Annotated in this window: 11 protein-coding genes; 1 reads left to right on the forward strand and 10 read right to left on the reverse strand. The window is 48.0% G+C overall.

Annotated features, from left to right (window positions below; all coding sequences use genetic code 11):
- Positions 1-2 precede the first annotated feature (2 nt).
- The 10 genes from NC796_RS24290 to NC796_RS24335 form a co-directional block, all read right to left on the reverse strand.
- Complete coding sequence (locus NC796_RS24290) at positions 3-2060, reverse strand: hypothetical protein (RefSeq protein WP_310688413.1); 2058 nt, start codon at positions 2058-2060, stop codon at positions 3-5.
- Positions 2057-2659, reverse strand: a complete 603-nt coding sequence (locus NC796_RS24295) for a hypothetical protein (protein WP_310688414.1) — start codon at positions 2657-2659, stop codon at positions 2057-2059. The genes NC796_RS24290 and NC796_RS24295 overlap by 4 nt, the downstream gene beginning before the upstream one ends.
- A 5-nt stretch (positions 2660-2664) precedes the next feature.
- Positions 2665-3093, reverse strand: a complete 429-nt coding sequence (fliJ, locus tag NC796_RS24300) for a flagellar export protein FliJ (RefSeq protein WP_310688415.1) — start codon at positions 3091-3093, stop codon at positions 2665-2667.
- 16 nt (positions 3094-3109) lie between these two features.
- The gene (locus tag NC796_RS24305; protein ID WP_310688416.1) at positions 3110-4444 is read right to left on the reverse strand and encodes a FliI/YscN family ATPase; all 1335 of its coding nucleotides are present in this window, start codon (positions 4442-4444) and stop codon (positions 3110-3112) included.
- Positions 4435-5124, reverse strand: a complete 690-nt coding sequence (locus NC796_RS24310) for a FliH/SctL family protein (RefSeq protein ID WP_310688417.1) — start codon at positions 5122-5124, stop codon at positions 4435-4437. The genes NC796_RS24305 and NC796_RS24310 overlap by 10 nt, the downstream gene beginning before the upstream one ends.
- Before the next feature lie 4 nt (positions 5125-5128).
- A complete protein-coding gene (gene fliG, locus NC796_RS24315; RefSeq protein WP_310688418.1) occupies positions 5129-6172 on the reverse strand; it encodes a flagellar motor switch protein FliG in 1044 nt (347 codons plus the stop codon).
- 8 nt (positions 6173-6180) lie between these two features.
- Positions 6181-7815: a flagellar basal-body MS-ring/collar protein FliF gene (fliF, locus tag NC796_RS24320; protein ID WP_310688419.1), complete on the reverse strand. Its 1635-nt coding sequence runs from the start codon at positions 7813-7815 to the stop codon at positions 6181-6183.
- Positions 7816-7826: 11 nt separating this feature from the next.
- Complete coding sequence (fliE, locus tag NC796_RS24325; RefSeq protein WP_310688420.1) at positions 7827-8138, reverse strand: flagellar hook-basal body complex protein FliE; 312 nt, start codon at positions 8136-8138, stop codon at positions 7827-7829.
- A gap of 67 nt (positions 8139-8205) precedes the next feature.
- On the reverse strand, positions 8206-8709 hold the full coding sequence (locus NC796_RS24330; protein WP_310688421.1) for a flagellar basal body rod C-terminal domain-containing protein: 504 nt from the start codon (positions 8707-8709) through the stop codon (positions 8206-8208).
- 25 nt (positions 8710-8734) lie between these two features.
- On the reverse strand, positions 8735-9079 hold the full coding sequence (locus NC796_RS24335; RefSeq protein ID WP_310688422.1) for a flagellar basal body protein: 345 nt from the start codon (positions 9077-9079) through the stop codon (positions 8735-8737).
- Positions 9080-9494: 415 nt separating this feature from the next.
- Here NC796_RS24335 and NC796_RS24340 point away from each other — a divergent pair, with 415 nt between their 5' ends.
- Complete coding sequence (locus NC796_RS24340) at positions 9495-10439, forward strand: HAMP domain-containing sensor histidine kinase (protein ID WP_310688423.1); 945 nt, start codon at positions 9495-9497, stop codon at positions 10437-10439.
- The last annotated feature ends 151 nt before the right edge of the window (positions 10440-10590 follow it).

The following is a 10590-nucleotide window of genomic DNA, read 5'->3' on the forward strand; positions in this document are numbered from 1 at the left end:
TTTTATGCTGTCCATTCCATCTTGTTGTAACCAAAATTTCGCACCGATTCGGTCAATTCTCGATCGGTTTTATCAGAGGTGGTTTTGGCCGCACCCAACACATTTCCACCTTTCTCACCCCGCTGAGCGGGAGAGGAGTTGGAACCACCAAAAAACTCTGACATCTGCTGCTCGCCGCTATTCTCGAGCTGGAGATCGATCTCGGTGCCACACTCCTGCTCAAGATGCTCCCGGATCTGCTGCTGGTGCTGCTGCAACAACCGGTTCAAATCGCCGTGCAAAGAGCCGAGCTTCAGCTGCAACACGCCTTTTACCTGTCGGGCAGAAAGATGAATTTTCTTGCCGTCATCCAGGGTAAAGTTGTGCTTTTGCCAGGTTTCCGGCGTCTTTTTCGATTCCCCTGCGGCAGTGCGCACCGCCTTGGTCAGGCCCGGCACCAATTTTCTGCGAAGTGAAATATTGGAAACCGGCACCTGTCCCAGTTTCACATGAGCGGAACTGCGCTGTTCGGTGCCCTTTACCCCCTTCGATTCCACCGACTCGCTGGCGTGCTCTTTCCATACTATTTTTTCTTCATCAAACTGGATTTCCGAACCCGTTGAAAAGTCTCCTGCCACATTGCTTATCCCGGCATTGGTGGAGGGTGCTGACAGCTTGCCGAATTGATTCAAAAATCGCCTGTCTCGATCCCTATTCACACGATTTCCCTCGGTGCGCTGTTCACGAGCGGTAAATGATGGGAATCGCTTTTTATTCTCCTCTTTTTGGGCCTGATCGGCCTGCACCGCTTGAATAGCAATACCTTTTTCAAAAGAGTTTCCAGTACTCCCCTTTGTCGCCAGGCTATTAAAAAGCTTTTCCTGTTTCACAGACAGCTTTTTGTCTGATTCTCCCCTGGTTATGGAATACGAATTGCTCCCACCATCGGTGACCTTCTTAAATGCCAGTGCCCTTCGTTCGCTAATTTTCGAGACGCGCTGGTCTCGCATTGGACCTCTCAAACGTTTAGCGCTATTCTGTTTCTCATTTCCTTCCCCGTTTCGCTCAATGCGCGTAAAAATCGAACGGTTCTCTTCCTGCTTTTGTGAGCTATTATTCCCTTCAACTTTAGGAGACTCCTGAATGCGACTCTTAATTTTTTCAAACGGCTGATCGCCATTTGAAGCCGTGGTCATTACCGACTGCTTTTGTGAACCGCTTCCTTTTGAAATTGAGTGTTCGGACAAGGGTTGGGTACTCCGGTTTCTAACTCCTGCCTTATTGATTACTTTACCGCTTTGAGCCTGCTTACTAATATTCTGCTCAACCGACCCTGAACCTGCTGTTGCATTAGCCGATTTAGTTTTTGAAGCCTGCCCGGCGTCATCCTGGTCTTTATCCTTTTGTTTTGCCGGGATATCAGCCTGTTCCTTAACTATATTCGTTTTGGGGGGAGATACGGCTTGTGTCTCGCCTTTGTCTTTGGAGACGTTTTCGGCATTTGTATTGTTAGAATTTTTGTCAGCTTCTCCTGTTTTAGTGGTAGATGCTACCGGTGCTGAATCAACTTCACCTTTATTTATTTTTTTCTTTTCACTTTTCGCTGTACCGGATTCCTTCGTCTCAGATTCTCCCTTTTTGTTTTGAGGGACCGGGTTTTCACCATTCAACTGTCCTGCCTTCATTTTCGCTTTGTTATCGGGGTTGGCTTCGCCGGTATTGTCTTTTTCATCAGATAAGTCCGCTTTCTGGTCAGCACTCTTTTTCCCTGATTCATTCTCTGAATTGGATGAAGCGGTGCTACTTGTCTTGCCCTGTTCGGTTGTATTATTGAGACGTTGCATCAGGGAATCTGACTTCTCATTCGCCTTTCTTTCTCCCGGTTTGGCAGTTACATTCTTCGCATTCTGTTTTGTTGCATCCCCCTGCTCCACTTCATTTTCAAGCTTTCCTTTCATTGAACTCAACAGTGACCGGAATAATCCCTTCGTAGTGGATCCCTTTCCATCACCACTCTTGTTTTGTCTCGAAGCAATGACATCTTTATTATCAGCAACCGCAGTCATCATTTTCTTAATCATAACATCACCTCTTCCATCAGTTGAGCGGCTCGTTTAGGTTCCAGAGTTCGCAGCAGCTTTTTGCGCTGAATGGTGCCTCCACTTTCATACAGCCGCAGCAGTTGTTCATCACTCAACTCGCTGACAATAGGAGTTAAGCTTTCATCATCAAGGCTAAGAAGACTCTTCACGCGATCTGCAAAGTTCTCATCCTCTGGGATATCCTCAGCATTTTCTGCATCCCCAGCATCACCCTGTGCCTGGGCTTGCGCACCGGCCAGACTCTCAGTTCCGGCTTGCTCTTGCTGTTCTATCAGTTTCTTTTGCTCCTCCAGCTTATTTTCCAGCTCTTCATTGGTCGCACGGAGTGAATCGACCAAATTCTGCAGCCTGTTGTTCCCAGCCTGCAAATCTTTAACCTGCTCTACCAGTGATTCAAAATCGCGGCCTATCCGGTTTCCATCGGCCGTAACAACCGTTTGATTGTCCTCATATTTTGCGGAGATCTCTTCGTATTTCTCTTCATTCAGATATGGGAACAGGAAATAAGCGGCGATTGCCATCACCACCAGGGGTCCGCCAATGAAGCTCAAAATTTTCAAGATTTTCTTCTTATCCATCTGCCTCAGTTGCTAAATGTTTGAGTAGCAATTTCATCCATGATCTTTTGCTCCCGCTTTGCCAGCTTTTCAGCCATTTCTCTCCGTTCCTTCTCTTTCACTTTCTCCATAATATGACGCTTCTGGTGAACAGCAGCCAACTTTTCACGTTCTTCCTCTACTTCACCTTCCACCTTCTTTAGTTCCATATTCAATTCTTCCATATTCCTGCGGATCTGCTGCAAATATTTACTTTGTCTTCTAAGCTTGCGTATACTTTCCGGTTCATCTTGCTCAGCATTTACCAGGCAGTGCTCCAACTTTTTCTTCAATTTTTCTCGGCGTTCGGTTAGCTGCTTTTTCTCAGTCAGCTTTTCGGCCAGTTTCTGTTTTTGAATTTTCTCCCTGTGCTTTCGCACTTTCAAAACAGGTTCAAGAGAAAACGTAAACTTCATAAATCAGGGCCTGCTCTTATTCCACAATGTTCTTGAGCCTTTCCCAGAGGTCTTCTCCGAATGCGGCCTCATTTACATCTTGTCTCAAAAATGATTCCAAATCGGGATTTTTTTCGATCGCCTTGTCAATTTTGGGATTCGACCCATCCACATAGGCCCCGATATTGATCAGGTTTTCCGCCTCACGGTAGGTGGCGATCAGGTCTCTAACCTTTGAGGATATCGCTCGCTGCTGGTCCGTTACAATGCTCGTCATCACCCGCGATATGCTCTCCAGAACATCAATTGCGGGATAGTGATTTTTGTGTGCCAACCGCCGTGAAAGCACGATATGACCATCTATGATCGATCTGACGGCGTCAGCCACAGGTTCATTCATATCATCATTGTCAACCAATACCGTGTAAATTCCGGTGATGCTTCCCTCACTCGTATTGCCCACACGTTCGAGGAATTTGGGCAGTATCGAGAAAACACTCGGGGTATATCCCTTGGTGGTGGGCGGCTCTCCAGAGGCCAATCCAATTTCTCGCTGGGCCATCGCCACGCGGGTGACAGAATCCATCATCAAGAGGACATTTTTTCCTTGATCCCGGAAATATTCTGCAATGGCGGTGGCGGCAAATGCGCCTTTCACACGACTCATTGCCGCCTGGTCAGACGTGACTGCCACAACCACGGAACGGGACAGGCTCTCCTCGTCAAGGGTGTCGTCGATAAATTCCTGCACCTCCCGGCCCCGCTCCCCGATCAGTGCTATCACATTAACATCAGCGGCGGCGTGTTTGGCGATCATGCCTAAAAGCACACTCTTCCCCACTCCCGAGCCGGCAAACAGCCCGATTCGCTGTCCGATGCCCACCGTATTCAGCGCGTCAATCGCCCGGATCCCGGTAAACATGATTTCTTCAATCGGTTCGCGCTCCAGGGGCAGCGGGGGATCGCTGTGTACGGTTTGCTGCTCACTGCTGAGTATGGACCCTTTCCCATCGAGTGGCTCCCCGTTGGCATCCACTACACGGCCCAGCATCTCCTCCCCTACCGGCACCGTTAATGATTGACCGAGGTACTCCACCCGGCAGCCGGAACGCATTCCCTTCACCCGGTCGTAAGGCATCAGCAGGGCGTGCCGCTCTTTCAAGCCTACCACTTCAGCGGGGACGACCCGTCCCATCATGGTTTCGATGCCGTAGACCTCCCCTACGCTTGCTTCCAGTCCTGTGCATTCCACAATCGTACCGACCACAGAAGAGACTTTTCCATAATATTTGGCGGCAGGATCGTAGTCATCCAGCTCCTCCCGGATATGCTCAAAGTGGGTCGATATGTCGGCTTTTGAAGTTACTGCCATGAGGGGAGCGACAGGTTTTGTTTAAAATTGTGTAACATTTCGCGAAAATCGCAGACCACTGTTTTCTGATCCGTTTCAAACTTGAATTCCCCCGGGTTACACTCCTCGCTTACCTGGATATTCACAGAAGCTTGTGCATTGTATTTACTTTTTAATTGCTCAACATATTCGTAATCGGTTTCCGAGACCCACAGCAATGGCGTGGCATGGTCACCCACCCGTTGTAACAAGGCCCCGAGCTCCTCATCGAGCTTCTCCCGGATGGCAGGATTTTCAACCGGAATACCCAGAATCGATTCGGCCAAATCAAAGACCAGGTCAAGCAGTCCGGGATCCAGGAGTTTTTGCCTCTTTTCCCATTCTTTGTGTGAAGCCTCCACAATGCCTTGCAATGCAGTCAGCCGATCATCTATTTCCGCCCGGGCCTCTTGCCGTCCCTTCTGTTTGCCCTCCTCAAACCCTTCGGCATAGGCGTGTTCCCGGGCTTTCTTGAGTCTCATCTTCCATTTGCGATCCCTTTCCCGAAGTAGCTTTTTGAAGTCAACTTCTTCCTCTTTCCGCTTTTCCTCCTCCCGGGCGGCCTCCCCGGCCTCATTAAAAATCATCTCATAGTCCAGCTGTGCTTTCTCCTCGCTGTACCAGCTGATCTGATCGCTGTCTAAAATTTTCTGGTTCTGCATAATCTTACTCTACTATCTCTTCTTCAGACATTTTTCGCGTAGTAATCTGTCCTTCCTCTTCAAGCTGCTTTATTTTCCTGATCATACGCTGCTGGGCTTCCTTAACATCTTTTAGCGGTACCGGTCCCAGCGCATCCATATCCTCCATGAGCATTCCGGCCGCGCGATCCGACATATTGTCGAGGAATTTTTGGGATACCTCCTCGTCCACACCCTTGAGCCCCATAACAAGGTCGCTTTTTTCCATCTCATTGATAATAACCTGAACGGTGCGATCGTCGAAGTGAACAATATCTTCAAAGAGGAACATCTGCTGTTTGATATCATCGGCCATCTGGGGATCGCGCTTTTTAATATCCTCCAGGACATGTCGCTCGACCTGTATTTCAGCCTCATTAAGAATCTGTGCCACGGTGGCTGTACCACTTTTCAGTCGATCACCGATGGTATACATACCGCCCATCTGTTCTTTAATGACCTCCTCAATCTCTCCAATCACTTCCGATGATATCTTTTCCATCGAGGAGAGTCGATAGATAATCTCTCCCTGTAGATCTTCATCCAGGTAACTTAGAATTTCGGCCGTCTTGCTTTCGTCCAACTGCGAAAAAATAAGGGCTGCCACCTGTGGATGTTCATTCTGAATAAAATTGGTGATCTGGGTCATTTTGCTTTCCTGGAACTCATCAAAGGCGGTAGTTCCCGACTGCGCCTTTAACATTTTGCGTACTCTTTCGGAATTTTCATCATCGCCCAATTCTGATAGCAACTCATCGGCATAGTCATATCCGCCCTCCATCATATACCGTTTGCCTTCCATAAGGAGATAAAATTCATTCATTACGGAATCGACAACTTCGGGCTCAATATTTTGCATGTTGGCAATTTCAAGCGTGATATCCTCGACCTCTTTGGCCTTTAACAATTGCAGCATGCGTCCCGAGGCTTTTTTGCCGATCGTAATTACAACGATCGCAGCTTTTTGCGCCCCGGTCAGCGCACTCGCATCTGATATCGTTCCTGATTTTTTCTTTCTGCTACTTGCCATAATTTATCTTATTCTTCATCTGCAGCTAACATTACTCGTACCACCTTGGCGGCTTCTCTTGGTTTCAGCTCCACAAAATTTTTAATGTCCTCAATATCATATTTCCTGGGCTCCAGCTGTTTTGTCCTATTCTCATCCAACTGCTCTTTTTTCTGTTCCTTCAGTTCACTGTTATCCATACCTTCTACTGCCCCGTCAACTTCATCTGCCCAGAGCACTTGCCCGCTACCATCGGGGAGTCCCATAAGTCCATCCTGGTTACTGCTGATCCGTTTCCTGATGCTATTAATAAGTGCCAGGATGGCCAAAAATGCACTGATAATCAGCCCCCACCGTATGATGTCATTCCACGGTGTAGGTTGGTTGACACTGCCGGGGGTCCCATTACGGGTTGGATCCCAGAATTCAACCTGCTTAATCGTTAACTGATCGCCCCGGTTCGGCTGTATGCCCAATGCGGAGCTGACCACCTGTCGAAACTCCTCCATTTCTTCCTCTGAGTAGGGCTCACTTACCGTGACCTCCTGTCCCTCCTCATTTTGCTGCGTCGTCTGTTTATAATTAATCACCACCGATGCCGAGAGGCGTTCGATCTCTCCCTGGGATTTTTTGAACACCTCTTCGATCTGGTTCACCTCATAATTGCGGGTACGTGAAGTAGACTCATTATCATTGGTAGACACCACCACCGTCTCACCCCTATCCTCAGCAGGAGTAAACTCATCGACGGGAACCATTTCGCGCCCTTCATCATTTTGTATCTGCTCACTACGCTGTTCTGAAATGAGCGTTCTGCTTTCGGGCTCTATGTTATTGGAACGCCGAACAAGGCTGTCAAAATCCTGCTCCACCGATACCCTGAGCATACTGTTGCCCGGCCCTAACACCCGGTCAAGCATAGTTTGGCCCCGCTCGGTCAGGTACGCCTCGGTCTTCTTGCGCAGTGTCATCTGCAGATCTCCAGAGGCAAATTCTGATTTCGAATCCGTCCCGTCAGTTAATCGGTTCCCGTTGTGATCGATGACGGCCACGTTACTGGCATCAAGGCCCTCCACACTACCGGCAATCAGGGAGGTAATACCATTTACATTTTTTTTGCTGAGCTCTTCTCCCTGTTTGATTGTAAGCACTACCGAGGCCGAGGCTTTTACAGTAGACTGTTTAAATGGACTGCGTTCCGGCAGCACCAGGTGAATCCGTGACGATTCCACCTGCTCCAGGCTGTTGACGGTTCGTGCCAGCTCCCCTTCCAGCGCCCTTCGGTTATTCACCTGCTGCATAAAGTCGGTCATCCCCAGAGAGTTCGAATCGAACAGCTCGTAGCCCTTCATGTCAGACTGTGGGGCGCCCATCGGGGCCAGCTGAATGCGCAGTTCATTGGCTTGATCACTCGGCACATAAATAGATTGCCCGCCGTTTTTAAGCTGATAGTTCACCCCGCGGCTGTCCAGCTCCTGGACAATTTCCTGGGCGGTCTCATTTTGGAGTGATCCAAAGAGCAGGGTATAGGTAGGTTTCAGGGCCCAGTAGAACAGCGACCCTACAAAAATTACGATAGCCACCGTCAGCCCGACAAACATCGCTTTTTGGGCTGAGCTGAGTGGGGCAAAAAAATCCTGAAATGCCTTCGTAAATTTGTTCATGTAACCTTCTCTTATATTTGCATACGACTAACTTCCTGGTAGGTCTCTATCGCCTTGTTTCTCATTTCCACCATCAGCTGGAAGCTGAGCTGTGCCCGCTGCATCGAAATCATTACGTCGTGGACATTTTCTGTTTTTCCTGCCACAAAATTTTCCACTTTCTGATTCGACTCTTTCATTGTCTGGTCTACACTATTCACCGCCTCAGAAAGCATATCGGCAAATGAAGATCCCGAGCTTTCCGGGGCAAGCTCCCGCGGTTCTGATGCAAGTTCGCCTATTTGTTGTGGTGTTATTCCTGAGAGTTCGACGGAATCAGGCATTCTATCTATTCTTTAGTTCAAAATTGGACTTAAACAGGCTAAGACTGTATTGGAGTCCAGCAACTCCTTATATCTGTAATGACCGTTTTATGATTTTCTTCTCGGCCTCAATACTGCTCAAGTTTGCCTCATAAAGTTTATTCGCGCTAAGCATCTGGGTCATCTGCTTCAGCAGGTCCACATCAGGATACCGAACCATTCCCTTTTCATTGGCATCCGGGTGGTTGGGATCGTATTCATACCGAAAACTTTGTGTTTCTTTTACTTCAGTCCTTGGCCCCATCCCCTGTTGTACCGGGTCGTCTGGCTGCCCGCCACCGCGCGCCCCCGACAGGTGTTTCGGGTCGGTTTGCCGGAGCGAAGAGATGCTATTGCTCAAAAGCTGCTCAAATTTTTCCGTGGAGGGAGTTCTCATCGCTACTGACTGCGGTCGATATATATTGGCTGATCCGGGGGGTGCCGAGGTATTGGCATTGGCAATATTCCTGGAAGCAACAGAAATTTTCTGGCGTTGCGCATCCAGCCCCTGGGCGGCAGTCTGAAATGTTGAAAACAATCGATCTGGTAACATGATTGGTATATCTAGTTTCTACTGATTATTGGTTTCTCCCGGTGATACCATTTCTGAGCGTATCGAAGTGGTGGCGAAGCGAACGGGTGACAACCTCTACCCGGATCTGTGTATCCGCCATTTCAAGAAGTTCGTCTTCCAGCACCACCTTGTTATCTGTTTCTACAATGCTGGGAGTTACCTTTTTCATACTTTCCGTACCCCCGTTTCCCTGGGCTTCCTGGAGTGCATTCTCGAACTGAACTTCATGCTTTTTGAAACCGGGCGTATCAGCGTTTGCAACATTTGTGCTTGTCACCCGCTGGCGCATCGCGTAGGTATCCATCGCCCGGGCCAGCAACTGGCTGTGACTACTGTCAATAATTTTCATCTGAAATCACTTGTGATTTTTACACCTCAACGACCGGAAGTAACCTCTCCAGCATCATTCACAGGAGTCGGGTCGCGGGTTGAATCATTCCTTTTCATTCTCATTACAAGTGTAGGCAATAGCTATGCCACAGGCAGTTCATGGCCCAAGGGTAGTTTTGGAGCCTTCCCATCTGGATAATTATTATTTCGAAGTGCAAAAATGACCACCGGGCAGGCAAATTTTTCCAGAGCTCATTTTTCTGATCCGTTCCACTTAAGTATCTCCACCTGCAGGTGATAACCTTCTATATGAAATAGATATCATCCAAATGTTAAAGCATGCTAAAGGAGTGGCAATGCAAAACGGCAAAGTTGTTAATGGTATGTTTAAAACGTACAATCAAAAAAATGACCAAACTGTACTAGCTGACACAATGGAACATCTCGAAGTCATAGTTTCCGGCACTACTCACCCTGTTTTCATTATCGATGAAAACAGCCGGGAGATTGTTCAGACTAACAACGTGGCACAAGCTGATTTGGCTGAAGGAAGGCTAATCGGCAAAAACATCGATGATATCGTTCGAAGACCCCTGCTGAGTAGTTTACCCTATGTTTTCTTTAGCGGCCAATGGTACAGTATGGGACAGGACCCATTTCAATTTGAATGCCGATCGCTCGCTAAAATAGCCTTGAAAGCCCGGCAAAATGTACCAAGTGCAGAAACAATTCGGCACTGGAAAGAGATGATTGCTGTTTTGCTGAACCGGCTGCGCTCTCCATTAACCGGCATGCAGGGATATGCTGAACTTATGCTGGATGGCATGAAACTGGATTCCAATAAAAAGCGCATTGAAAAGATCCAGGCAGGCATACAGCAGTTGTTTGACATTATGGATGAGATGGAATCACTGCATCTTATTTCATCCAAGGAGAATAAAGATGAAGTGATCACAACAGATATTTCAGCTGTTGTTGACAATATAGTTTCAAAATATCCACGGGAAATACGGGCTTCGATTAAAGTAAGACAGCCGGAAAAAACGGGCACTTTTGACTGCCCGCCATCCGACACGGAACAAATCCTTACGACCCTGCTGGAAAACGCCGTTGAGCACACCCTGGGTGACCGTGGAATAATCTTTATCGATATTCTCTCTCCTCGCTCCATCAAAGTATCACATGGCGGCGAAGCGATACCCAAGCCGATCGTCGACAATATCTTTTACCCTTTCATAACCAGTAAAGCTCAAAATTTGGGTTTTGGACTTACCAAAGCCCTGCTTTACGCACGAAAAAATGGTGGCTCCATCTTTTTGACTGAGAATAATGACGCTGATGGTATATCTTTCCTTTTTTGCCTTCCGCCATCTTCGTGATACAATTCAGTCCTTTTGTTAAAAAGTCGAGTAGCCAAGGGGAATTTCACCCCAAGGCCCTCACAGAACCGTACGTGACAGTCTCCCGTCATACGGCTCTTGTTGTTCTATCGCTATAGCGATTGGGCTCATAATCATCAATCTTCCCAAC

Origin of the sequence: Aliifodinibius sp. S!AR15-10, assembly GCF_031569985.1 — a bacterium.
Classification (GTDB): domain Bacteria; phylum Bacteroidota; class Rhodothermia; order Balneolales; family Balneolaceae; genus JAMQKA01.

What these genes read in the sequence shown, in the direction of transcription:
- NC796_RS24290 (WP_310688413.1), bottom strand. Translation starts at nt 2,060, where the DNA reads ATGATTAAGAAAATGATGACTGCGGTTGCTGATAATAAAGATGTCATT.
- NC796_RS24295 (WP_310688414.1), bottom strand. Translation starts at nt 2,659, where the DNA reads ATGGATAAGAAGAAAATCTTGAAAATTTTGAGCTTCATTGGCGGACCC.
- fliJ (WP_310688415.1), bottom strand. Translation starts at nt 3,093, where the DNA reads ATGAAGTTTACGTTTTCTCTTGAACCTGTTTTGAAAGTGCGAAAGCAC.
- NC796_RS24305 (WP_310688416.1), bottom strand. Translation starts at nt 4,444, where the DNA reads ATGGCAGTAACTTCAAAAGCCGACATATCGACCCACTTTGAGCATATC.
- NC796_RS24310 (WP_310688417.1), bottom strand. Translation starts at nt 5,124, where the DNA reads ATGCAGAACCAGAAAATTTTAGACAGCGATCAGATCAGCTGGTACAGC.
- fliG (WP_310688418.1), bottom strand. Translation starts at nt 6,172, where the DNA reads ATGGCAAGTAGCAGAAAGAAAAAATCAGGAACGATATCAGATGCGAGT.
- fliF (WP_310688419.1), bottom strand. Translation starts at nt 7,815, where the DNA reads ATGAACAAATTTACGAAGGCATTTCAGGATTTTTTTGCCCCACTCAGC.
- fliE (WP_310688420.1), bottom strand. Translation starts at nt 8,138, where the DNA reads ATGCCTGATTCCGTCGAACTCTCAGGAATAACACCACAACAAATAGGC.
- NC796_RS24330 (WP_310688421.1), bottom strand. Translation starts at nt 8,709, where the DNA reads ATGTTACCAGATCGATTGTTTTCAACATTTCAGACTGCCGCCCAGGGG.
- NC796_RS24335 (WP_310688422.1), bottom strand. Translation starts at nt 9,079, where the DNA reads ATGAAAATTATTGACAGTAGTCACAGCCAGTTGCTGGCCCGGGCGATG.
- NC796_RS24340 (WP_310688423.1), top strand. Translation starts at nt 9,495, where the DNA reads ATGGAACATCTCGAAGTCATAGTTTCCGGCACTACTCACCCTGTTTTC.